This is a genomic window from Chryseobacterium sp. IT-36CA2 (assembly GCF_949767875.1).
Lineage (GTDB): Bacteria > Bacteroidota > Bacteroidia > Flavobacteriales > Weeksellaceae > Chryseobacterium.
This window is the reverse complement of sequence record NZ_CATKPG010000021.1, coordinates 371,067-394,431: the sequence shown is the minus strand read 5'-3', so window position 1 is coordinate 394,431 and position 23,365 is coordinate 371,067. Positions and strand designations below refer to the sequence as shown.

21 protein-coding genes are annotated in these 23,365 nt (G+C 34.3%); 11 read left to right on the top strand and 10 right to left on the bottom strand.

The genetic code is table 11. The annotated features are described in order from the left end of the window. Positions 1-47: 47 nt before the first annotated feature. Both ACM6F9_RS13250 and ACM6F9_RS13245 read left to right on the top strand, forming a co-directional pair. The gene (locus ACM6F9_RS13250; RefSeq protein WP_414846153.1) at positions 48-1,589 is read left to right on the top strand and encodes a hypothetical protein; all 1,542 of its coding nucleotides are present in this window, start codon (positions 48-50) and stop codon (positions 1,587-1,589) included. A 31-nt stretch (positions 1,590-1,620) separates the two neighbouring features. Next, the gene (locus ACM6F9_RS13245; protein ID WP_414846152.1) at positions 1,621-2,202 is read left to right on the top strand and encodes a pentapeptide repeat-containing protein; all 582 of its coding nucleotides are present in this window, start codon (positions 1,621-1,623) and stop codon (positions 2,200-2,202) included. Between the two features lie 183 nt (positions 2,203-2,385). Here the strand turns inward: ACM6F9_RS13245 and ACM6F9_RS13240 are convergent, their stop codons facing one another. Both ACM6F9_RS13240 and ACM6F9_RS13235 read right to left on the bottom strand, forming a co-directional pair. After that, positions 2,386-3,096 (bottom strand): C40 family peptidase, encoded by a 711-nt coding sequence (locus ACM6F9_RS13240; RefSeq protein ID WP_414846151.1) that lies wholly within the window; start codon positions 3,094-3,096, stop codon positions 2,386-2,388. A 337-nt stretch (positions 3,097-3,433) separates the two neighbouring features. Beyond that, the gene (locus ACM6F9_RS13235) at positions 3,434-5,629 is read right to left on the bottom strand and encodes a glutamine synthetase III (RefSeq protein ID WP_414846150.1); all 2,196 of its coding nucleotides are present in this window, start codon (positions 5,627-5,629) and stop codon (positions 3,434-3,436) included. Positions 5,630-5,935: 306 nt separating this feature from the next. Between ACM6F9_RS13235 and ACM6F9_RS13230 the strand changes: the two genes are divergently transcribed. Beyond that, positions 5,936-7,627, top strand: a complete 1,692-nt coding sequence (locus ACM6F9_RS13230) for a DUF6909 family protein (RefSeq protein WP_414846149.1) — start codon at positions 5,936-5,938, stop codon at positions 7,625-7,627. Between the two features lie 100 nt (positions 7,628-7,727). On the opposite strand, the gene ACM6F9_RS13225 is transcribed toward ACM6F9_RS13230, so the two are convergent. Further along, the gene (locus ACM6F9_RS13225; protein WP_414846148.1) at positions 7,728-8,975 is read right to left on the bottom strand and encodes a phage integrase SAM-like domain-containing protein; all 1,248 of its coding nucleotides are present in this window, start codon (positions 8,973-8,975) and stop codon (positions 7,728-7,730) included. Positions 8,976-9,275: 300 nt separating this feature from the next. Between ACM6F9_RS13225 and ACM6F9_RS13220 the strand changes: the two genes are divergently transcribed. The 6 genes from ACM6F9_RS13220 to ACM6F9_RS13195 all read left to right on the top strand — a co-directional run bounded on the left by ACM6F9_RS13220 (position 9,276) and on the right by ACM6F9_RS13195 (position 14,854). Then, positions 9,276-9,920: a hypothetical protein gene (locus tag ACM6F9_RS13220; protein WP_414846147.1), complete on the top strand. Its 645-nt coding sequence runs from the start codon at positions 9,276-9,278 to the stop codon at positions 9,918-9,920. 116 nt (positions 9,921-10,036) lie between these two features. Continuing rightward, entirely contained in the window at positions 10,037-11,314 is a 1,278-nt protein-coding gene (locus ACM6F9_RS13215; RefSeq protein WP_414846146.1) for a hypothetical protein, read from the top strand. Positions 11,315-11,423: 109 nt separating this feature from the next. Next, positions 11,424-11,855, top strand: a complete 432-nt coding sequence (locus ACM6F9_RS13210) for a transposase (RefSeq protein ID WP_414846145.1) — start codon at positions 11,424-11,426, stop codon at positions 11,853-11,855. Positions 11,856-11,876: 21 nt separating this feature from the next. Beyond that, a complete protein-coding gene (locus ACM6F9_RS13205; protein WP_414846144.1) occupies positions 11,877-12,209 on the top strand; it encodes a helix-turn-helix domain-containing protein in 333 nt (110 codons plus the stop codon). Between the two features lie 170 nt (positions 12,210-12,379). Then, positions 12,380-12,850, top strand: coding sequence for a DUF1572 domain-containing protein (locus ACM6F9_RS13200; RefSeq protein WP_414846143.1), 471 nt, complete (start codon positions 12,380-12,382; stop codon positions 12,848-12,850). A 165-nt stretch (positions 12,851-13,015) separates the two neighbouring features. Next, a complete protein-coding gene (locus ACM6F9_RS13195) occupies positions 13,016-14,854 on the top strand; it encodes a M1 family metallopeptidase (protein ID WP_414846142.1) in 1,839 nt (612 codons plus the stop codon). A 51-nt stretch (positions 14,855-14,905) separates the two neighbouring features. Here ACM6F9_RS13195 and ACM6F9_RS13190 read toward each other — a convergent pair whose 3' ends face one another. Further along, positions 14,906-15,508 (bottom strand): hypothetical protein, encoded by a 603-nt coding sequence (locus ACM6F9_RS13190; RefSeq protein ID WP_414846141.1) that lies wholly within the window; start codon positions 15,506-15,508, stop codon positions 14,906-14,908. Positions 15,509-15,699: 191 nt separating this feature from the next. Here ACM6F9_RS13190 and ACM6F9_RS13185 point away from each other — a divergent pair, with 191 nt between their 5' ends. Together ACM6F9_RS13185 and ACM6F9_RS13180 are read left to right on the top strand one after the other, a co-directional pair. Continuing rightward, a complete protein-coding gene (locus tag ACM6F9_RS13185) occupies positions 15,700-16,458 on the top strand; it encodes a type III pantothenate kinase (RefSeq protein WP_414846140.1) in 759 nt (252 codons plus the stop codon). A gap of 72 nt (positions 16,459-16,530) precedes the next feature. After that, positions 16,531-17,058, top strand: a complete 528-nt coding sequence (locus ACM6F9_RS13180) for a GNAT family N-acetyltransferase (protein WP_414846139.1) — start codon at positions 16,531-16,533, stop codon at positions 17,056-17,058. A 387-nt stretch (positions 17,059-17,445) separates the two neighbouring features. Here the strand turns inward: ACM6F9_RS13180 and ACM6F9_RS13175 are convergent, their stop codons facing one another. From ACM6F9_RS13175 to ACM6F9_RS13150, 6 genes are all read right to left on the bottom strand, one after another. Then, on the bottom strand, positions 17,446-17,877 hold the full coding sequence (locus ACM6F9_RS13175; protein WP_414846138.1) for a nucleoside deaminase: 432 nt from the start codon (positions 17,875-17,877) through the stop codon (positions 17,446-17,448). A 1-nt stretch (position 17,878) separates the two neighbouring features. Further along, positions 17,879-18,496 (bottom strand): energy transducer TonB, encoded by a 618-nt coding sequence (locus ACM6F9_RS13170; protein ID WP_414846137.1) that lies wholly within the window; start codon positions 18,494-18,496, stop codon positions 17,879-17,881. A 53-nt stretch (positions 18,497-18,549) separates the two neighbouring features. Then, positions 18,550-19,470, bottom strand: a complete 921-nt coding sequence (locus ACM6F9_RS13165) for a helix-turn-helix transcriptional regulator (protein ID WP_414846136.1) — start codon at positions 19,468-19,470, stop codon at positions 18,550-18,552. Between the two features lie 117 nt (positions 19,471-19,587). Continuing rightward, a complete protein-coding gene (locus ACM6F9_RS13160; RefSeq protein WP_414846135.1) occupies positions 19,588-19,803 on the bottom strand; it encodes a hypothetical protein in 216 nt (71 codons plus the stop codon). A 230-nt stretch (positions 19,804-20,033) separates the two neighbouring features. After that, entirely contained in the window at positions 20,034-20,576 is a 543-nt protein-coding gene (locus ACM6F9_RS13155) for a hypothetical protein (protein WP_414846134.1), read from the bottom strand. A 4-nt stretch (positions 20,577-20,580) separates the two neighbouring features. Next, positions 20,581-23,331 (bottom strand): hypothetical protein, encoded by a 2,751-nt coding sequence (locus ACM6F9_RS13150; RefSeq protein WP_414846133.1) that lies wholly within the window; start codon positions 23,329-23,331, stop codon positions 20,581-20,583. Positions 23,332-23,365: the final 34 nt, after the last annotated feature.

Below are 23,365 nucleotides of genomic sequence, written 5' to 3'. Positions count from 1 at the left end.
GCTTATAAGGAAATGAAATACGTATATTTGGACGAAATTATTTAACCATGAAAAAAATACTCTTATCCTTTAACTTAATCTTGTCTTTGAGTCTATTTGGGCAATCAGTCGTGATTGTGCCTAATACTGAGGACTATAATCAAAATGGTATTGTTTATAGCAATTCTTTATTTTTAGGAAAAAATTATAAATTAAAAAAGTTTGATGGGCAAATAATCACCGATATCCCAAATCCTTCATACAACAATGTTTCAATGAATGGAACATTAGCCGGAAATATGGTGATTTATGACAATAAACTCTGTTATAATTATAAAAATGGAAGTGCTATAAATAATGATTATATAATTACTTATGACGGTAGTTCACAAAATGCATTTTTAAAGCCAATATCTCAACCATCCATTAATATTGGAGATAATGGAGATGATGATGAACCGGTAATAAGTGGGGGGAAATTATTTTTACGTGGATCCTATTTTACGGGTATTAAATGGTTAGCTTTTTTATATGTTTTTGATGGACAAAATCTGACAATGATAAAAAACTTCGGAAGTAATGTTTCAGGTGAGGTGAAATTAGGAAATTGGGCTGTTTCTAATAATAATCAACTTTATCTTGGATATATTGACGGTATTTTTAATCAATTAATTAAATTTAATGGTACAGATTTCACCTCTTTAACGAATAGTTCCAAGGAATATTTAGGTGGTGTAATCAGCTCAGGATCTGATTTAAATTTTTATTATAATAGCATAGGAGTAGGATATGGCCTAGGAATCTATAGCCCTTCAACAAGTGCCCTTTCTTTACTTCCCGTTACGCAGTCCAAAGTTTTAAATAGAGAAAGGCTTGTTACTTTTAATTCAAAAATTTATGGTATAACCTATGATAATGGTTTGTTATATAGGCAATTAACTATTTTCGAAGGTGCTAATTTTCAAAAAATAAATAACCTAACAAGCAGCGATTTGGGACCAAGTACAAATGTTACTCCTTTTAATGGGGATTTATATTTTGGTTATAAGAATACGAGTAACAAAATTCAACTTGGTAAATATGCAGGGACTAACATTTCTTTAGTTCCCAATCCATCAGTGTCTGATAAAGGAATTGGGGGAAAACTAATTGAATTTAATGGAAAATTGTTCTTTACATATAAAATCAATACCATCAATTATCTAGCAATGTATGATGGACAGGCCTTGACGATTCTTCCTAATCCTGATAATGGAGAAGGTGTGATTGATAATAAATTTGTTGTCTATGGAAATGATCTTTATTTTCCTTACAAAGATGCCACAGGAAAAATTAATCTGGCAAAATATGGCACTACATTTCTGAACACAAAAGAAGTTAATAAAAAGATTACAAATATTTCAATATTTAAAGAAGGTAATGGATTTTCAGCGGTATCAAAAATAAAAGAAATTAGTAAAATAGAAATTCTTGATATTTCGGGAAGACAGATAAATAATATTGATGTTAATGCTACTAAGTATTATTTTGAAATGAGCGCTGCAGGTGTTTTTATTATTAAAGTTACTTTAAAGGATGGTGAAGTTTTCACCCAAAAAATTAAAAATTAATAATAATCACGCCCCTTTTTTTGTCATCATTATGAGTACGATTTACATTGTAGACAGGAGTTATGAAAACATAGATTTCACACAACATTCTTCAGAAAAAAGCGAGTATGAAAACTGCATTTTCAGAAACTGTAATTTTGAATACGGAAATCTGTCTGGTTTCACCTTTACGGATTGCGAATTTATTGAATGCAACCTCAGCATGGCAAAGCTTGTTAAGACTGCTTTTCACGATGTAGTTTTCAAAGAATGCAAAATGTTTGGTCTACAGTTTACAGATTGTAATCCGTTCGGATTATCTTTCAGATTTGAAGGAAGTGCTTTAAATAACTCAGTTTTTTATCAGACCTCCATTAAGAAAACGGTTTTCAAGGATTCTAAATTAATTGAAGTGGATTTTGCTGAATGCGATTTATCAAATGCAGTCTTTATCAACTGTGATCTGTCAGGCGCTGTTTTCGATAATACCAACCTTGAAAAGGCAGATTTCAGAACTTCGGTTAGCTATTCAATAGATCCGGCTTTAAACAGGCTTAAAAAAGCTAAATTCTCCCTTTCTGAAATCTATGGACTCTTGTATAAGCTGGATATTGAAATTGACAAAAACAGCTGATTTCTCTGGCAATATAACGATCACATAAAAAATACAGGTATTGAATTAATAGAAGCGGGTTTTAACCCGCTTTTTCTTTAAATATATTCCATTGGCTTCAGCCGAAACTTAATCCAAATAGCACACATAAAAAAGCCATCAGAATTCTGATGGCTTCATTATTTAAATCAATTATTTATAAAATTAAAAATTTGCGGGTGTAGGAAGAGCAGCGGCTGCTAAGTTATTGTAAGCCTCTCCTTCTTCGTTGATCACTCTTTTTGCGAATCTGAATTTAGGTCCCCAATAAGAATCATTCAGTGAAGAAATCATTACTCCTTTTGATGTTGCTGCGTGGATAAACTTAATCTCACCCTCTTCAGAAACACTTTCTACAATACCTACGTGAGAAATTCTTCTTCCATGAGAAAAGAAAATCAAATCTCCTTTCTGTAAGTCTCCTTTTTCAATTCTTTCACCTTCCTGAGACTGAGATGCTGCTACTCTTGGTAAGCTAAGACCAGCTGCTGCTCCGAATACGGAAAGAACAAAAGCTGAACAATCTATACCGTTTCTGGTTGTCCCTCCATATCTGTAAGGAGTCCCAAGGTATGTTTCAGCTTCTTCAAGGATACCGTCAATGGTTTTATTATGTTTGATTACTTTCGCAATCTCAGAATTCTTAACTGCTTTTTTAGCACTAGCGATAGATGCAGCCTTTTCAGCCAGGAAAGAGTCGATAAGTTTTTGCTTATCCTGCTCCATTTTTTTGCTATCTATAGAAGCTAGTTTGGCATCTGTTTTGTATTCTTTTGTGTAAGTTGCTGGTTTTGAAACTACATAATTTGTAGCACACGATTGCATTGATACTGTAGTAACTAAAGCAACTAAATAAAACAAAACTCTTTTCTTCATATATATTTGATTATCCGTGTTAAAAAGGAATATTTATTTTCAAAAGCATTACAAAAGTAGAGATTCCGAGCAAAAGACCCCTGATATGATAATTGTCAGGATCTTACTTTAACACATTTTAACATATTATTTACATATGTTAAAGAAAAATAAACCGCAACAGCCTATTTTTGGTAAGTGTGCGGTTTTTTTTATTAAGATTCTTTAACAAACTCATCCTGTTTTCTTCTGTAGATCAGGTTTCGAGATTTAAAACTCTAATTTTTAGGGGTGTTAATAAAACAAAAAAATCCCCATAAAACTGGGGATTTAAACTAATATGGAACTTTACAGGACGTTATTTTGTAAACAACATTTCTCTGTATTTTGTCATCGGCCAAAGCTCATCGTCTACCATCATTTCCAATGCATCAGAAGCTTCTCTGATTGGGTCGAATAATGGTTTTACTTTATTACAATAGCTTTCTGCCTGTTTTTGGCTGTCTGATGTATTTTTTGCAGTTTCTCTGGCTTTCAGAAGATCTTCAACACCAAGTTTAATTTTAGAAACATTTTCAGAGATGCTTGTAATTAAACTCATTTGTTCTTTTGCTAAAGATTTGAATTCTTTATCACCAAAGATTTCTTTAAGACCTTTTACGTTTTCAATTAATCTGTTCTGATAATTTAACGCAGAAGGGATGATGTGGTTTCTTGCGATATCACCTAACACTCTTGATTCGATATCAATAACCGTAGAGTATTTCTCTAATTTAATTTCGTTTCTTGCTTCAACTTCTCTGTGGTTGAAAATTCCCATCTCTTCATATAGATCTAAGAATTTCTTGTCCATTTCCTGTTTCAACGCTTCAGGAGTTGTTTTAAGGTTGTTCAATCCTCTTTTCTTAGCTTCTTTCGCCCAGTCATCAGAATATCCGTCACCTTCAAACATGATGTTTTTACACTGCTTGATGTATTCTCTCAATACATTAAAGATCGCCTCGTCCTTCTTAAGACCAGTTTCAATTAAAGCATCCACTTCTTTCTTGAAATCATTAAGCTGTTTTGCCGCGATAGTGTTCATTACAGTCATAGACTCTGCACAGTTTGCAGAAGAACCTACCGCTCTGATTTCAAATTTATTTCCTGTAAATGCAAATGGAGAAGTTCTGTTTCTATCAGTATTATCTAATAAAATTTCAGGAATCTTTCCAACTACATTTAATTTTAATTCTGTTTTCTCTTCCGGAGATAATTTTCCGTTCGTTACTTTTTCAAGTTCTTCCAATACGCTGAACAACTGGCTTCCGATGAATACGGAGATAATTGCTGGTGGAGCTTCGTTAGCACCAAGTCTGTGGTCGTTGCTTGCAGAAGCAATACTTGCTCTTAAAAGGTCTGCATATTCGTGAACCGCTTTAATCGTGTTAACAAAGAATGTTAAGAACTGTAAGTTTTTCTTAGGATTCTTTCCTGGGCTTAAAAGGTTTTCTCCAGTATCTGTTGCTAAAGACCAGTTATTGTGTTTTCCGCTTCCGTTTACTCCTGCGAATGGTTTTTCGTGGAAAAGAATGTGGAAGTGGTGTTTGTGAGCTACTCTTGCCATGATGTCCATCAACAAAGAGTTGTGGTCTACAGCAACGTTCACTTCTTCAAACATTGGAGCAAGTTCGAACTGGTTTGGTGCAACTTCATTATGTCTTGTTGTTGCAGGAATTCCCAATTTCATACATTCGATTTCCAACTCTTTCATGAAGTTCATTACTCTGGTAGGGATAGAACCGAAATAGTGGTCATCCAACTGCTGTCCTTTTGCCGGAGAATGTCCTAATAATGTCTTACCTGTTAATACAAGGTCCGGACGTGATTGATATAATGCTGAATCTACAAGGAAATATTCCTGCTCCCAACCCAAAGTAGGAGTTACCTTCGTTACGTTTTTGTCAAAATACTGCATTACATTTGTTGCAGCTTCATCTACAGCACTCAAAGCTCTTAAAAGAGGAGCTTTATAATCCAGTGTTTCACCTGTATATGAGATGAAGATAGAAGGAATACATAGTGTAGTTCCCATAATGAATGCCGGAGATGTAGGATCCCAAGCCGTATAACCTCTTGCTTCAAAAGTATTTCTGATACCACCATTAGGGAAAGATGATGCGTCAGGCTCCTGTTGGATAAGCATGTTTCCGCTGAATCTTTCGATCGCTCTTCCTCCTTCAATTGGTGTAAAGAAAGAATCATGCTTTTCTGCAGTAGTACCTGTTAAAGGCTGAAACCAGTGAGTGTAGTGCGTTACACCTTTGCTCATTGCCCAGTCCTTCATTGCTACAGCTACCTGATCTGCAATATGTCTCTGGATCTTAGTCCCTTTTTTAATCGCATCCATAATAGAGTTGAATGCTTCTTTCGTTAAATATTCTCTCATTGTTTCTTCTGAGAAAACATTTTTACAGAATAGCTCTGATAGTTTCGCAGGAATCTCAACAGAGTTGTCTTTTCTGAAATCCTTAAATGGAAGGGTTTCTAATGCTTTGAATCTTAAGGTTGACATAATTGGGTTGATTTTTTACAGGGCAAATTTACAAAAAAAATGAATCGAAATCATTTTAACCCTAAAAATTTTAGGGGTGTTATGAAAATTTATGTAATTTAAACAATTGTTTGGGGTTTTTTAACAGGGGTGTTTTGTGATTTGTAATCTAAAATGTGAGATTTTGAGCCTGTTTTGTAAGGGTGTAAATATAATTATACGATATGGAGTACAATTTACAATAATTCTACGAGATTAAGCTACTTATTAAAAGACAGTTAAAATAAAATGGGTAAAGATTTTGTATATTTGTGTGAAATTTATTTTATGACAAATTCTAGAGCAAGAGAAACAACAGAGGCTATTGAAAGACTATACATCTCTATGAGACACTTATTTTATAGAGGATTTTTCAAGCCGGGCGGAGTTTCAGGAGAGAGTATCAGAAGTTTGTTGAAGACGATCAATCCGGAAATTTATGGAACCATGAATATTCCAAGCAAATTGGAACTTGACGGTTTGATGTATGTTTTAGACAGGCTTCCGGAAGGGATTGAGGAATGTGCTTTTATTCATCTTACATCTGATGAAGGGTTTGATAAAGGAAGTTTCGAACCTATTGTTCCCAAGAAAAGAAGAAGAAACTGTTATAGAATAGACGAACACCAGATGAATATTGAGGTTCTTTTGGGCCGTTCCGAAATTTATGACATTCTTACCCACCTTACCTTCCTGTTTATAGAAGCTGATAAAATCCGTAACCTGGCATTCATTCAGGACGAAAACTGGAAACCAACACGTGCTTTTAAAATTATTGAAGAAGTGGTGAAAGGTGAAAAGAAATTCAGCAGAAAAGAAAAAGAAGTGGCGCTTATTCATCTTTCTTCTTTAATAGGAAGATCTTTTGATGAAACGTTGAGAGCTTACAATACTTTTGGTGATGACCATAATCCTGACCGTTTATTCAAAATCATTTACAATTTAGGGAAAGTAAGCCTTGATGATGCAAAAGGAAGCAGAGAAAGAGAAATTCATTTCAGTTCTATATTAAAAGAAAGAGTAGGTCACCATTATTTTGGCGAAAAATGGGCTAACAAAGTGAAAGAGGTTTTATTTGAAAACAATCTTCACATGCGTCCGTTACATATTATTTCTGCGAACATGCACTCGGTGAAAAATATGCTGTATGCCAATAATGCCCTTAAAAAGAAACAGCATCATGAGATTGATTATAAATTGTACGAAGAAATTTCGAACAAAAAAGAACTTCGTGATAAAGTTTCAAAATATGCTTTGGATGAAGGTATGATCCATATCGCTGACAAAAGCGGAAGTAATATAGATGTACAAATCATAGACCTCAGCAAAACAGACCTGAAGAATACACCTTTTGCAGACTGTAAGTTTGGAGGAGATGATGTTGTGATGGTCTTTGACTATGCATTTGGAGAACAGGCTTTTGAAGTGATGGATGAGTTGCTTAGACCTTTTGAACATAAAGGAGAGGTTTACATGATGCATGTGAAATCTGTTTCCATTATGGGTAAAGCAGGTATTCTTACGGGAGAAAAAGGGGATATTATGATTCCTACTTCTCACATCTTTGAAGGTACTGCAGATAATTATCCCTTTGAAAATGCTTTAAAACTGGAAGATTTCAAAGATGATGAATTGAAAGCGTTTGAAGGGCCAATGATTACGGTTTTAGGAACCTCACTTCAGAATAAAGATATCCTATCGTATTTTATGAATACTTCATGGAAGGCAATTGGTCTTGAAATGGAAGGAGCACATTATCAGAAGGCCATTCAGGTAGCTTCTAAGATCAGACACCACATTTCACCGGATCTGTTTGTAATGTATGCTTATTATGCATCAGATAATCCGCTGGAAACAGGAAGTACGCTGTCCTCAGGGGGACTTGGTCTTACAGGAGTAAAACCAACGTATCTGATTACTTTAAGAATCCTTGAAAAGATTTTAAGAAGTGGAAAGAAAGAAGCTTCTGCTAAAAAATAATTGTAATTTGATCATTATAATATGAGCCTCAAATGTATTTTACATTTGAGGTTTTTTTTGTGTTTGAAAAACTAATAAACCTTGATAATGATCAGAAAGATTAGAATTGAAAGGCCATTCTCCCTTCATCAATGGTATCAAAATAATTACTCAGAGATAAAATACGGTCTTTATTTACAGGATTAATGTATCGTAGAAACATTTGTTCGCTACTGTGTCCTGTAGCTTCCATCAGCAGTGGTGTTGGGATTTTTCCATAGAAGTTGGTTGCGAAGCTCCTTCGTCCTATGTGGCTCGAGAGGGCTTCCCATTTTTCGGTTTGTACTTCTCTGCTTCTGTAGCCGATTCTTTTCCGGGATTTTAAAGATTCATTCAGATGAGCCAGTTTTGCAATTTCTTTGATGGATCTGTTATAATGCTGGATGTCCATTATTTTTGGAAAACAATTCTTGTTTCGTTCAATAATATGCAATACTTTGGGGTGTAAGGGAAGAAAAATTTCTTTTTTTGTTTTCTGCTGAGAAAAAGAAAGGCAGGTTTTTCCTTCTATAATTTGTACTTGCTGTATACTGAAACGCATAAAATCGGAAAAGCGCTGACCGGTATAGCAGCTGATGAGCAGCCAGTCTTTTGCAGCTTGCAGTTCTTCCGGAACATCTGTTTTCTGTATTTTGATTATTTCTTTTTCTGTAAGGGTTATTACTTCTTTCTTTTGTTTTTCTCTGCGAAGTTCAAGCTCTCTTACACAAGTTCTGATTCCTTTTCTTTCTACAAAATTTAAAATGGTTTTAATAAAGTGGATCGTACGGTAGATGGTATTTTCACTATATTCCTCTTGTTTTCCAAAAATCATAAAATCCTTTATAAAATCCGAGTCCATATCCTCTATATGAACTGATTTGCATAAAAAGCCTTCAAAACGTTCCAGGAGACGAAAGAAAACTTTATACCTTTTATAAGTGGAGTGGCAGATGAGATCCTTTTTGCTGTCAATATACCATTCCATATAATATAGGAGTGTACTTTCCTGCAATGGTTCTTTCATTCCGTTACATATCTTTTTTATTTTACATGATATTTCACGTCTGAGAACTTTTTTGTGATCTGCTTCTTGATGATCAATATATCTTGTTACTTTCTTTTTTATGCGATCCAGTTTTGCGTTAAGGATTTTATATTTTTTCAAATAAATATTGATAGGACGTTGTTTTTCTTTATCCCAGTTTTCTTCGGAAATGCAAAGATCTGTGCGAAAATTGTAAATTTTGTTTTTTTGATTGTCAGTAATTTTCAGGTGGATGTTTTTCTGTAAACCACTGTTTTTAGATAAGAAAAATTGAAATGTCATTCTGCCCTGTTTAACGATTATTACAGGCTAAATTAAAACAAAAAAAGTAGTCCTCTTTAGACTACTTTTTCAATGCAAATATAAACTTTTTTTTGAAAAAGCCAATAATTTAAAAACCTGTTTTCTAGTTTGTTGTAAGTATTTTATTTCGTTGATTTGATATTTATGTATTGAAAAAATACAACAAAAGGTCTATATTGATGTTAATTCTTCATTGTAAAATTATTGATTTGTAAATCAATGGGTTAAATAATAGTCTAAAGAGGACTATTATTTAATGATATGATGAAAAACATCCTGGTGAAAAAAAGTTTGTTTCCAATAGCATACCGTAGATGCGGTATGTCTATTGGCTTTTTTCTGCAGTTCATTTCGGTGTTTTTATTCTCTCAAACTTTTAATAAAAATAATCCGGAGGTAAATATACAGAATGGTGTTATTTTTTATACAACAGATGATTTTTCCAGTGAAATTAAAGATTCAACTAGTCCAGAAGCAAAAATCAGTACGGGAAAAGCTGAAATTTATATTGCAAAAGATATCCATATATATGGTGTAGAACATTTTGGAAATTCAACATTTAATAGAGAAAAGGCAATTGCCTGCAGACCGGAAAAAAGAAAAGCGGATGTAAAGCCAAAAGATCAAAAAGTACAACTTTATAAATCTGAGAAAAAAACTCCTGCTACTTCTTTTATAAGTTCCTCAGAAAGCAGTCGTACATTCTTTGCGTTGTCCGAAGGTTATTTGGGATTTGCCGTATTAAATAATAATCCCGTTATCCAAAAATTTCAGATCGCATATGAAGATTTATATGTGTCTGCATACTCTTTTACTAAAGAAGCGATCATCATATTTTCAGCCCGTTCATCTTCTCCTGTAAAAGAGGAAGTGCTGGCTCATTATTCCAGGCCACCACCTTTCATTATGTTTTTTAAGGTTTAAGCTTTTACAATTCCTATCAAATTTAAAAATCATGAAAAGGAAGTGAAGTACTTCTAATATAACAATATTCAAGTTTAAAAAAACGCAAAAAATATAATTAATTTAAAACATATATTATGAAAAACAAGTATTTATTAATTTTATTAGTGATGCTATTTCAAGTAGCAAATGGCCAAGTCGGAATCGGAACAACAGCACCCAGAGGTGCATTAGATATTAATAAACCAACCACCTATAATATGGGCTTGGTACTGCCTACCAATGCTTCTACCGGAAATATTATAAACCCTCAGGGAGGAAATGTAGCAGAAGGAACAATTATTTATGATAGCAGTATGAAATGTGTAAAAGTATTTAACGGCACAGCATGGTCAAACTGTTTATGTGATGCTTGTTCTACTACTCCTACTATAGCAGCGGACTGTACTCAAAGCGGATTTCAGGGTACTTATACGGGTGGTGTAGCATTATCTGGAGCCACATTTTCTGTAACGCTTACCAATAACTCCTTTTCCACAGCTACGATTGGCTTTCAGGCCAGTGACCTTACTTTAAGTGGTGTAACCGGAGTAACTGTTGCTTCTGTAACCCCTGCATCGGCTACTCTTAACGCAGGGCAATCACAAGTAATTACTTACAACTTAAGCGGAACACCATCCGCATCCGGAACTTTAACAGGGTCGTGGGCTAAGTTAAATTTAAGCTGTTCAAACTCTGTACCTGTTAGAAAAACTGTTCGTTTTGCATACTGGACAGGCTATGCAATAGGAAGTGCCGAACAAGCTGTGTACAATTCCCAGCTAAACAATGCTGCTAACTATGGAGTTTCCGGAACATATTCGGGGAATTTTAATGGATTTACTTTTACGAATATCACATCTACTTTATCTGGGCTTACAGTAGCAAACTTATTAAGTAACTATGATGTTATAAGTACAGGATTCGCCAATATGACGGCTGCTGACGCTGCTAAAATCAAAGGATTTGTAGATGGAGGAGGAGTTGCAATCATTCTTTTTGATTCTGGTACAGGAACGAGTCTGTTTAATGCATTCGGAGGTACAGGTGCTGTAGGTGCTGGTGTGGCAACTGCAACAACCAATACCAATGCGATTAACAATGGAATATTTGGTAATACAACAAATGTTACCATAACAGGTCAGGGATCATATGGTGCTGTCACGACTGCTCAATTGCCTGCAGGATATACGCTTTTGGCGGCTAATGGAGCTGCTCCACAAATATTTGTTGCCGGAAATCAAGGGAAAGCTATTTTCTTCTGGGATGAAGGGGCTTTCAGAGATACCTCAGTGGCAGGTACTGTGATTGACACACAACAAGAGAGATTCTTGCATAATATCATGGCTTATGCATTAGGTAAAGCTGGGTTTTAACCTATAAAGCAGGTTCTAAATAATGATGCAGTGCTTCTTTCTTTAATATGATGAAAAGAATATTGAAAATTGAAGGCTGCATCTTTTTAATAATCTAAAAAGTCGTACAATGACAAATTTTAAGGAAATACATATAGGAAAGATGATTGAGAAAAGAATTACAGAATGTGGAATGGATATATCCCGTATCTGTAGCTTTATGAAATGTTCAACTGAAGAAATAAACAAGATGTATGAAGCCGAAAGTTTAGATGCTGAGGTTCTACTCCGTTGGAGTAAACTTTTGGAATACGATTTTTTTAGAATTTATACACAGCATCTGATATTATATGCCCCGCCCTCTTCTGAAAAGAGCAGCCACAAAAAGACGGCCCTTCCTCAATTCAGGAAGAATATTTACACCAGAGAAATCATAGATTTTGTCCTTGAACTTATTGAAAGTGGAAAGAAAACAAAACTTCAGGTAATAGACGATTACAGAATACCTAAAACAACCCTTTACAAATGGATAGAAAAATATAGAAAAACAGCAAATATTTAAGCCTAAGCCTATAAAATTACTATGAAAAAATCTACTATCAATTATCAGCAAATCTTCATGGATATTCTTGATGCCAAATATCCTGAGAAAAAAGCAGCGTGCCTTCCTTTACTGCAAAAAGAAAATCTATCAGAAATAGATATCATAACGCTTAATCAGAAAATATTTGGGAAAGCAGATAAAAAGATAGAAAATCTTAATCAGAAACACCGCTCTTATGGTAAATCTGCGATTCTGAAAATACTGGACTTTCAAAAAAAGAATAACATGAATAACCTTGAGCTGGCGAGTTATTTTAACCTTAGCAGAAATACAATCACAAAGTGGAAGAAAATTTTCTGCGTAACGAATTAGTAAATAATCAGCTTTATGCTTTTTATAATTGTAGGGAATGTTATCATCATGAATTCTCGATATGAATGTCAGTTTTCTAAAAAGCTGACATTTTTTTGCTATCTACAAAGTCTGCGGAGTTTAGAAGTTATTACCCAATTACTTATCTTTAGAAAAATAAATAGCTATTCATGAGTTCAGTGTCAGAATTATCAAAAAGATTCAGAGAAGTATTGCTGGATGGTCTCTGGATTGCCAATACCAATTTTAAAGATCAGCTTTCAGATATTGCCTGGGAAGAAGCGGTGATAAAAGTGGATGCTTTGAATACCATTGCCATGCTGACTTTTCACATCCATTATTATATTGCAGGAATTGTCAATGTTTTTGAAGGCGGTAATCTTGAAATTAAAGACCAATTCAGCTTTGATCTGCCACCTATAGAATCTCAGCAACAATGGGAAGAGCTGTTGAATAAACTCTGGACAGATTCTGAAAAGTTCGCTGCATTACTGGAACAAATGCCCGATTCTAAGCTTGATGAGGTTTTTGTTGATGAAAAATATGGAACTTATCGAAGAAATATTGATGGAATGATTGAGCACAGCTACTATCATCTGGGGCAGATTACTTTAATCAAAAAACTTTTGAAAAACAGATAATACTATTCTTGTAGGCTTTGTGATCTTTGTGAAGGGTTAAAAAAGAATTTAACAATCCAGATTAAAATCCATCTAAAACCATAATAAACAGATTAAAATCTTCAAATAACTCCTATTTGAGGTTCTTGTTTAAATTACCTACCTTTAAAAAAAATAAAATTTTAAATGAGAAAATCGGCTGCAATCATTTTTGCGTTTATCATTTCACAATTTCAGGCTCAGCAAGGAGCTTATTATCAGCAGGCTGCGAAGTACAAGATGGATATTGATGTCAATGCTGAAAAATTTACCTATCAGGGAAAACAAACTTTAGAATACACCAACAATTCACCAGATGAGCTGAATGTGGTTTATTTTCATTTATACTGGAATGCTTTCAAACCTAATTCTATGATGGATCAGAGAGTAGCTTCTCAGGGCAAAAATGGTGATGGAAGACTTCAGAAAGACGGTATCTCAAGATTGGCTTCCATTCCAAAAGATCAGGAAGGCGCTCAGAATATTCACTGGATTAAACAAAATGGAAAAGACCTGAAATTTGAAGTTCAGGAAACCATTATGAAAGTATATCTGGCAGAACCTATCAAACCAAATTCTACCACTACATTTACGATGGATTGGGACTCTGTGATACCTCAGCAGATTAGAAGAAGTGGAAGAAATAACAGAGAAGGAGTGGATATGACCATGACACAATGGTATCCGAAAATTGCAGAGTATGATTATGACGGCTGGGCAACTTTTGATTATTTGGGAAGAGAATTTCATGCACCGTTCTCGGATTTTGATGTTACCATTAAAATCAATAAAGATTATGTAGTAGGGGCAGGAGGAATCCTGGAGAATCCTACTGATGTAAAAGGCTATGATGCCAATGCTAAAATAAAAGCCGAAAAAGATAAGAAAGCAACCTGGAAATGGACTGCAAAAAACATTCTTGATTTTGCCTGGAGTGCAGACAGAGATTATTCAGTAGAAAGTTTCAATGTTCCGGAAGGTCCAAAAGTATATTTGGTTTATCAGAAAAATGATAAAACAAAAGCGTGGGGAGAATCACAGCCTTATATCACCAAGTATTTTCAGATTATGAACTCTCACTTTGGAAAATATGTGTATCCTACATACGCATTTATCCAGGGTGGAGATGGTGGAATGGAGTACGGAATGTGTACTATGATTTTAGGTGAAGCGAAAAGCGTTAAAGATTTATTAGGCTTAATGGCTCACGAAGGATCTCACTCATGGTACCAGCAGATGCTTGCCACTAATGAGTCTGTACGCCCATGGATGGATGAAGGGTTTACAAGCTATGCGGAAGGATATACCATGTATCAGTTATTCCCGGAAGATCTGCCGAATCCTTTTATGGAAAGACTGGATGCTTACAGAAAATTCGTTAAAAGAGGAATTGAAGAACCTGCTGTTTGGTTAGGAGACCATCATGATAACGGAACGTCTTATACTTTTGCATCTTACGTAAAAGGTGAATTATATCTGGTACAGCTTGGATATATTATGGGAGAGCAGAATCTTGCAGAAACCTTAAAGCAATACTATGATCAGTGGAGTATGAAGCACCCTTCAGACAGAGATTTTCTTCACATTGCACAGAAAGTTTCCGGGATGGATCTGAAGTGGTTCCATAATTATTGGATCAATACAACCAAGACCATTGATTATGGGATTAAAGATGTAAAATACGAAGCAAAATCGACTACCATTACCTTAGTTAATAATGGACAGGTTCCAATGCCTATTGATTTTGGAGTGGTGACTACGGATAAGAAGATTGTTACTTATCAGATTCCGATGAATATGACTCATACTTGGAAAGAAAAGGATATTTATGGCGATTTTAAAACAATGCCTTACTGGCCTTGGACACAGAAAGAATACACGCTTACTATTCCTTACACAAAATCTCAATTAACCGCTCTTGGAATTGATTTCAGCCAGAGAATTGCAGATGTGAATATGGAAAACAATTTTGTTGAAGTAAAATAATTATTATCACCTATTATAAATAAAAATCCACAGACCTATCTGTGGATTTTTTTATTTTATTTCAAATTGCTGTACCATCCAGTGCTGTGGGTGATTTTTGATAAGATCCTGCCTCAACGCTTCATCCTTGGTGTTTAAGTAACTATAAACCTTTAAAGGAATAGAGTCAGGATATTCTTTTAATCCATTGGCAACGGTAATTTTTGCCTCATCCCTTTTTTTGCCACTATTTAATGCTTCCGCTTTAAAAATATAAATGATTGCCGGGAGTTTTCCATACACTTCTTTTGTTTCACTTTCCAGAAGATTCATGGTTTCAATCTGAAATACAGGATTTGAATTTTTTCCTTCTGCTACTGTCTGGCTGATATGCTGCTGATACATTAGAAGAAGATAAAGCAGGTGTATATTTTTGGTATTAGGATCAGAAACTGCCTTTTGAATTCTGTGGGTAAGTTCGGGAGTCACTTCATCATTGTCAGCCTGAAGATTTTTTTGATAAAACTCATCCATCAGATCATAAACAACCTTATCTTGAGGGTCAATTTTTGAATGGCTCTTTATGTTTTGTAAAACACTTGCCATTGAGTTACCAGACTGTGCAAAAATAGAGACACTAAGACATAATAGAGTGCCGAGGATCAGTTTTTTCATGAGATGTTTAGAATAATAGTATTGCGCAATTAAATATACTGATTTGTTCCCAAGAAAGAAAAAATAAGTGTGTCATTATAATTTAGTTGGATAATGGCAGGTTCTTTTTCTTAAAATTATTAAATTTATTGCCTCAAAATTAAGCAGGAATTTCAGTTATATATCATGAATTTCTTCTGAAAAATATGTCAATGAATTCAATTGTAATAAACGTAGGAAACAGCAATATCAGATTTGGTCTTTTCAATGGTGATAATTGTGATATTTCGTGGGTAATCAATACAAAACCCTACAGGACAGCAGACGAGCTTTACGTACAGATGCTGATGCTTTATCAAACCTATAAAATTGATCCCAAAGAAATTGATAAGGTTATTATTGGGTCTGTGGTACCTCAGCTTACCAAAGTAATGAGCTCCGGGATCAAAAAAATTCACGGGACGACTCCTGTAATTGTGGATAGGTCAACTCCTTCCGGAGTTCAGGCAAAATCCAAACAGATGGGAACGGATATCTATGCAAACCTTGTGGCCGCACACAATTTGTATCCCAACAGAAAGAAGATTGTCATAGATTTTGGAACCGCACTTACAGCAAGTTGTGTTGCTGAAACAGGAGAAACTTTAGGGGTAATCATTGCTCCGGGAATTGTTACTTCTCTGAATTCATTAATTAATCAAACAGCACAGCTTCCGGACATCGAACTGAAAAAGCCTAAAACTGTTTTAGGACTGGATACGGTAACGTGTATGCAAAGCGGAATGGTGTATGGTTTCCTGGGAATGGTAGAAGGTTTTGTAAGCCGTATCAATGAAGAAGTGAATGATGAATGTTTTGTGGTGGCAACTGGGGGTGTTTCTCATGTCTATAAACCTCTGACAGATAAAATTCATGTAATGGACAGACTCCACACCTTAAAAGGTCTTTATTTCCTTGGAAAAGATTTATAAATTAAAATGATTAAAGTTGAGGTTGAGACCAGCGAATACTTTAGTCTTAACCTCAACCTTAATTTTACTATCATGGAAAAATTTCCCATCATACAAACCGAAAGACTTACCCTTTCCCAACTGGAAGAAAAGGATATCCCTTCTATCACTGAATATCTTCAGCATAGGATTTTTTCTGATCTTACCTCTAATATTCCTTATCCATACGTGGAAAATGATGCCAGATCGTGGGTGAAAATGTCAAAAGAAGCTTTTGATAATCATACAGGATATACTTTTGCGATCAGGAATAAGGAAGGTCAGATCATAGGAGCAATCGGGCTGCATTACAGAGACGATGATAAAGCAGAACTGGGATACTGGATCGGGATTCCTTACTGGAATAAAGGATTTGTGACCGAAGCAGCAAAAGCAATTGTAGATTTTGGATTTAAAAAACTGGAGTTCAATAAGATTTTTGCCACTCACTTTCTTCACAATCCAGCTTCCGGAAGAATAATGGAAAAAATAGGAATGGAACAGGAAGCTATTTTAAAACAGGAAATGAAGAAAGACGGAGAATATTTTGATATTGTGAGATATTCCATTTTTAAAGACTGATTGCACGGAATCTGAAACTGGTTCCGTATTCTATAAAACAAAAGCCAGAGAATGTCATATTCTCTGGCTTTTTTATTTACTATTATTTTATGAACATTTTAAAGTCCGCCAAGGCATGCATCACATTCTTTTAATGGATATACCCAAATGCCACTATCATCCTGGAATGGGAAATTTTTGCATCCTACTTTTCTTGCACCATTGTCGTCAATATAAAAACATTGATCCGGACGGATACCGCCATTAATTTTTGCGGTTTCTTTTCTTGTTAATTTTTTTCATGGTATTTTATATTAGTTGTAGTCAAATATAACTAATTATTCAATAAAATATGTATATTTTATTGAATTTGTTGTTTTGTTGTGAAAATAATATTTTGATAAGAAACTATCTCTTGCTTTTGAAAAAATCTTTTACAATAGAAGAACACTCGGCTTCCATGATTCCAGTAATAATTTCGGTTTTCGGATGCAGAGAAAGGTGTTTGTTGATGAATCCTCTTTGCTCATCCCGTGCGCCAATCACTACTTTTGAGATCTGGGACCACGAAAGTGCACCAGAGCACATCACACAGGGCTCCATCGTTACATAAAGAGTACAGTCTTTTAAGTATTTACCCCCAAGAAAATGAGCTGCTGAGGTGATGGCCTGCATTTCAGCGTGGGCAGTAACATCGTTTAGTGTTTCGGTGAGGTTATGGGCTCTTGCGATAATACGGTTGTTAGAAACCACCACACAGCCAATAGGGACTTCATCTTTTTCTAAGGCGGCTTCTGCTTCCTGCAGAGCCATTTTCATGTAGTATTCGTCAGTAAACATTTTAATCAGTCATGGATAAAGTTAAAGGAAGCTTGAAACAGTAGGTAATGGGATCACCTTTTATCATTGCCGGGGAAAACTTTTCTGCAAGAGAATATAATGCAATTTCCGCTTGTCTGTTGAAAGTGAAATTATCACCCTGTGCATGAACATTGCTGACTGTTCCATCTTTTTCTACAATAAAAGCAACATCTGTTTTCACCATTTTTTCTTCAGAATATACCCCGTCAATATACAGCAGGTTGGCCACTTCCTGTCTCAAAGAATTGAGCCCTCCGGGATAATCTGCAATCTTTTCTGCATTCGGAAATTTTTCTGATGAGGTTAACTTAGGATTTTTGATAGTTTGAAGGTCTTCCTGGTTTCTGACTTTTAGCAAGGCTCCAATTAAGGCATTGTTTTCAATGCTGTCCATTTTTTTCATGAAAAAAAGAAAATCTCCCTTTATTTCAATTTTCTTTACGTTGTTGGATTCTGCATCAAATTTTTTTTTGAACTCTTTATTCAGCATATTTCTGTGTTGGTTGTAATAGTTTTTTACAATTCTGAATTCTTCTTTTTGCTGTGACAGTAAAAAGGAAGAAATAAAGCAGCTGATGCTAATAAATAAAGTTTTCAATAAGGGTATATTTATGTAAATATAACAAAAAATATGACATTTGCTGTTTATTATTAGCTTTCCAGATAACGATTCAAAGATTCCTGTAAATGATTGCGAATGTCATCAACTAAACCTTTCGGTTCCAGAACAGTAACCTCCTTTCCGAAGGAAAGAATTTCCTGCATAAAATCATAAGTAGGATGGAGGAAGAATTCAAAAACGATTTCTTCCGGAGTTTCTCTGGTCTCTTTCTGTGATTGATGAAGAGGAAAGCTTCTGATGTATTCTCCCTGATGACGGCTGCATTTTAATACAATATTCTGTGGTTTCTGCTCTGCAAGATTCATCACTCCGAATGCATTTTTGAAATGCTCTCTGAAGTTGTATTTATACTTTTCTCTGAACTGATTTTTAGCCACATCCAGATAGTTGATCCTGTCCAGTCCGAATGATTTTAAAACTTTATCTTTTGTATCAATAGCGATCAGGTACCATCTGTCTTTGGATTCTTTTAAGGCTAAAGGGTGCACCTTTCTGGAGGTCATCAGTTTATTTTTATAATTGTAATGCTCAAAGCTTACCACTCTTTTATTTCTGATGGCGAAGAACAGATCATAAAAATTTTCCACACCGGTAGGTTTACGACTTTCAAAGAAGATAAAATCTGAAAAATCGGGGTGGGTATTCATGGCGTTACTTACTTGAAAAGATTCGAGTAACTTTTGGTTGTACTCATCCACTTCCATAATTGGGCGGCTCTCGATGTAGTATCGATTGTCTCCTTTTTTCTTGTTGTGGATAGAAAGATTGAAGAGATCGGAAATCTCGCGGATATCCCTCTGCAGGGTACGGATAGAATAGCTTTTGATACCCGCGTCCTGGAATTCAAAAGAATTTAAAAGATAGTGCTCCAGCTGAGAATAAGTAGCTGGAGAACTTTCTAATTTTTTTATAATTAAGGCATATCTTGTCAGATAAAAATCTTTCTTCATTTCTCTTTTTTTAGGGTGCAGCAGAACTGCGATTCATGGTAAAGTTTTATAAGACAAATATATGCGGTTAATGCGACAAAACGTGTCGTGTTTTATTTTTTATCTATTATATTCTCATTAGAAGGATGCCATTAAATTACCATTTTCATCCCATTTTTTATAAATTCCGTCGTATTCTACGTTGTTATGGGCTTTATATTCTGTATACTTTTTACCATTTTTATGATAAGATCTGAACCATCCTTCCTGATACCCTTCTTTATATTCCTCTTCACAAAAAAGTTCGCCAGTATCATAGTACCTTAAAAACAACACCTGTAAAAGGGCTGCCATTGTGATAATATATAGGAACTCCTCCGTCATCTAAACGATCACATGTTAAATCTTTTTCTTTCACTCTCTTCAATTTTTACATGTGACTAGTATAACAAGAATATGGCTAGCTTTTAATTTAAAAAAATATAAGCCACAGCACGCTGTGGCTTATTATCTATGGGAAGAAAATCTTTATGAGAAAGTATATGTGGTTATTTATCCTAAAAAAGTCTTAAATAATAAGTTTTTTAAGATTCTAAATCATTATAATTTAAAAGTTTACTAATGTATAGTGGAGCGCCACTGTTGTAAAGAGATTTAAAATGTAGATAATTGTTATTAAACTTGTAAGGAATCATGCTTTTAGGAGATCGCATAAATACAATGTAATACTCACCTAATGCTTCATAGATGTCACTATATTTAGCATTATTTTGCTCCTCCAAAGTTAAATTGTCATTTGCCCACTGTTCTTTTATATATTCTCTAAAATAGTTTATTCTATCATTAGTATATTCTTCAGGTATTCTATGTTCGTCCTTTAAAAGGTTTTGTAATATATGTTCATATGCCTTAACAATATTCTCATAAGAACCAGGCTCTAAAAATAAATCTTCTTTGCCTAAATTTTCTCCGAAAATAGATTTAAAAACTTCTTTTTCTAAAAAAGTATGATCTTTTAATTGAGGATTTACAAATAATATCTTACGGTTGCCTTCTGTACTTTTTATACCTTCAGTAATATAGTTCTTTGTTGAAACTAAAATAATTTGTTGTTTTTCTTCTGACATAATTTTATTTTTTAAAGATAAATACAATATTGGTTACTTTGTCAATATCTCCTAGCTGTTGTATTTCACCTAATTGCTCTGCAGAATTATAAAGCTCTGGTTTTACAAAACCTTTACTTTTTGCCCATTTACCTGTAAAGGTAGTTAGTGCTGCTGCCTCCAGATTTTCTTTAGTGATAGGTTTTCCCAACATTTCATATTTTAACTGGGATAAATTTACGGATTGTTGGTCAGGATAATCAATATATGCGTCATTTTTTTGCCATTGTCCCATAATACCGTCCATATCATGTCCTAAATCTTTTCTTAATGTCATGTAACCATCATTAAGCATAATTTCTCCAAGACTAAGATCAGTAAGCCCGGTTTTATTTGTCTGTATTGCGGATGTAAGATCATAAGGAATAAAAAGATCCCCATATAAATAATTTTTATTACCAATTAAAGGGAAGTCCTGAGGATTTGCTAGTTGTATTTTACATTCAAATGCATCCTTGGGATGGGCTTCAAGACCTGTTTTTTGCCACGTTCTTTTGCCGAATTGGTAATCATGTAACTCATAATAATATGCTGTAATCTTTTTCTTTTTTATAAGTTTACCTACTTTAGTTTCTCCAGTTTGCGAATGCAAAAGTCTAGAATCTTCGGATGCTCGTCTTGCAAAAAAGAAGTCTTCCATGGCTATCTTTCCCTCATTTTTATAAACTACTACAGCTGCATCCATAAATTCTTTTGCGGCGGATTTACTGCCTGAAAAAACTTCAGCTCCTTTAAAGAAAATGGTAACATCTGTTATTGATTCCTTTATTCCTTGTAAATAAAATAATAATTTTCTCCCTCCCTGTAATGTATAAAATGCAGGGATAGCGGGGGGAATAATACTGAGGGCTCCAATAGAAAGAGGCTGATAGGTTTTTTTTGTTCCTTTTATAATTTTCACTCCATCTATTGTTGCCTCATAAGGTTCAAAATTAATTTTCTTTGCATTTATTGAAGCCTTGAGTTCTTGTGATAATCCTTTGACATTAATAAAATCGGTTACTAAGCGTGCCCACATTGCATAATGGATGTATTTTGTAATTACGGGATGATCTTTAGTGAATGTTTGGAACATAGTAGCTCCAAAGCTGGCATCAATTATCACTCCGGTAGTAGAATAAGCAACTCCTATTGTACTTCCTGCTTCTACTGCGGCCATAATTTCTCCCACTCCAAGAAGGCAGAAGGCTAATTGTATCGTAACTTCTGCAGCAAGTATATTGGTTTCCCACGTTTCTTCATTATATAAGAGATACACAAAACAAGCTGGGAGTAGATAAATTTCACCTTTTTTTAGTTTATATTTTTCAATATCTTCTACAGGGGTAATGCTTATAATATCAAGAGGATTACAGGAAATAGGTTTTTGTAAATCCTCTTTTGTCATATTCGATAGAAAAGGAGCGGCAAGGGTCATTTTTCCAACCTTAACAAAAAGATTGAGATCTGTTGTGAATTTTAATTTGTTGTGTTTTGTATCAAATTCTTCAATATTGTGATTTCCAAAGGTTCTGTTATCAAATAATATTTGTCTGCCAAATTCAAGGGAATCAGCATATTTTTTGTTCATTTCCCCTTTCTTAACATAAGTCATATAAACTCCTGTGATAATAGTACATACTTGAGAAAATGCTTGAAACTTTAAGTTATTAAGTAAATGAAAGAGTTTTCCATCTTGCTCTAAACAGATTATAATATCAAAAAGCTCCTGCTTATTAGAACAAGTTTTAAATAATGCGGCCACAATATCTCCGTTAGTAATTCCTCCTGAAATACTAAATCTTGGAAATGCAGACTCTTCTCCACAGTACATTTCAATATATTTTTTCCGAGTTTCCAAATCTAATGTGAAAAAAGGAGTATCAATAAACCATTTGAACATACTTCCTCCAGCAGTAAGATTTTGTTCTACAAAAGATTTCATACCTTCAATATTTGTGATTCTTCCATCTTTAAGTTCCCCCATATTCTTTTTATAATCTCTAAGTTGGGCAATGAGCTGTTTTAGGTCTTTTAAAGAAATATCTTTACTATCATTCAGGTGAATACCAAAATAATTGTAGGGGTCAGCTTTAGAAATAATCCATTCGTTATAGGAATGTTTTTCTTCGGACCTCATTTTGGCTATAGTTCTATTTACCTCCTGTAATGCTTTTATAGTGCCTTGCTCTTTTAAATTTACCTTGTTTTTCAAAACCTGGCTGGGCATAGCAAATCTGGATTCCTGCTTAGTATTTTGTTCGCTTGTAATAAATGTATAATCTGAGATTGCATCATCAATAGCAACTGATATTTCATCGTGGGAAAAGGAAAACCCTTGCTGTCTGTCATTAATGATGTTATTGATAATATATTCTTTAAATGTAATATGATCCTTAATACCTTCATACTTAAAAGCTTCCTTCGAACTTAATAATTTATTATAATCCTTAGACCTACCTGTAATTGTGATATATAATTCATTTTTACTTCCAAGTAAATAGAAAATTAATAGATCGGCATCAGTATGAGACTTTAAAAACTTTGGATCATTATATTCATCCACCAATTTATTTATATCTCCATAAGCTAAAAATTTATGATAGTAAGTAATTCCTTTTGCATCTAGAGAAGCATGTTTGTTTTCCGGAGAAAGTCCTAGACCACTTATTTTGGTGATTTTAGGCATCTTTAATGACGGGATGTCATGAGTTCCTAATGCTTTTATTGGTTTCATTTTTATAAGTATTAATTGTTAAAAAAGAAATGGT

Excerpts from the sequence above, each read along its gene's own strand:
- ACM6F9_RS13250 (WP_414846153.1), top strand. The coding sequence starts at position 48 with ATGAAAAAAATACTCTTATCCTTTAACTTAATCTTGTCTTTGAGTCTA.
- ACM6F9_RS13245 (WP_414846152.1), top strand. The coding sequence starts at position 1,621 with ATGAGTACGATTTACATTGTAGACAGGAGTTATGAAAACATAGATTTC.
- ACM6F9_RS13240 (WP_414846151.1), bottom strand. The coding sequence starts at position 3,096 with ATGAAGAAAAGAGTTTTGTTTTATTTAGTTGCTTTAGTTACTACAGTA.
- ACM6F9_RS13235 (WP_414846150.1), bottom strand. The coding sequence starts at position 5,629 with ATGTCAACCTTAAGATTCAAAGCATTAGAAACCCTTCCATTTAAGGAT.
- ACM6F9_RS13230 (WP_414846149.1), top strand. The coding sequence starts at position 5,936 with ATGACAAATTCTAGAGCAAGAGAAACAACAGAGGCTATTGAAAGACTA.
- ACM6F9_RS13225 (WP_414846148.1), bottom strand. The coding sequence starts at position 8,975 with ATGACATTTCAATTTTTCTTATCTAAAAACAGTGGTTTACAGAAAAAC.
- ACM6F9_RS13215 (WP_414846146.1), top strand. The coding sequence starts at position 10,037 with ATGAAAAACAAGTATTTATTAATTTTATTAGTGATGCTATTTCAAGTA.
- ACM6F9_RS13210 (WP_414846145.1), top strand. The coding sequence starts at position 11,424 with ATGACAAATTTTAAGGAAATACATATAGGAAAGATGATTGAGAAAAGA.
- ACM6F9_RS13205 (WP_414846144.1), top strand. The coding sequence starts at position 11,877 with ATGAAAAAATCTACTATCAATTATCAGCAAATCTTCATGGATATTCTT.
- ACM6F9_RS13200 (WP_414846143.1), top strand. The coding sequence starts at position 12,380 with ATGAGTTCAGTGTCAGAATTATCAAAAAGATTCAGAGAAGTATTGCTG.
- ACM6F9_RS13195 (WP_414846142.1), top strand. The coding sequence starts at position 13,016 with ATGAGAAAATCGGCTGCAATCATTTTTGCGTTTATCATTTCACAATTT.
- ACM6F9_RS13190 (WP_414846141.1), bottom strand. The coding sequence starts at position 15,508 with ATGAAAAAACTGATCCTCGGCACTCTATTATGTCTTAGTGTCTCTATT.
- ACM6F9_RS13185 (WP_414846140.1), top strand. The coding sequence starts at position 15,700 with ATGAATTCAATTGTAATAAACGTAGGAAACAGCAATATCAGATTTGGT.
- ACM6F9_RS13180 (WP_414846139.1), top strand. The coding sequence starts at position 16,531 with ATGGAAAAATTTCCCATCATACAAACCGAAAGACTTACCCTTTCCCAA.
- ACM6F9_RS13175 (WP_414846138.1), bottom strand. The coding sequence starts at position 17,877 with ATGTTTACTGACGAATACTACATGAAAATGGCTCTGCAGGAAGCAGAA.
- ACM6F9_RS13165 (WP_414846136.1), bottom strand. The coding sequence starts at position 19,470 with ATGAAGAAAGATTTTTATCTGACAAGATATGCCTTAATTATAAAAAAA.
- ACM6F9_RS13160 (WP_414846135.1), bottom strand. The coding sequence starts at position 19,803 with ATGGCAGCCCTTTTACAGGTGTTGTTTTTAAGGTACTATGATACTGGC.
- ACM6F9_RS13155 (WP_414846134.1), bottom strand. The coding sequence starts at position 20,576 with ATGTCAGAAGAAAAACAACAAATTATTTTAGTTTCAACAAAGAACTAT.
- ACM6F9_RS13150 (WP_414846133.1), bottom strand. The coding sequence starts at position 23,331 with ATGAAACCAATAAAAGCATTAGGAACTCATGACATCCCGTCATTAAAG.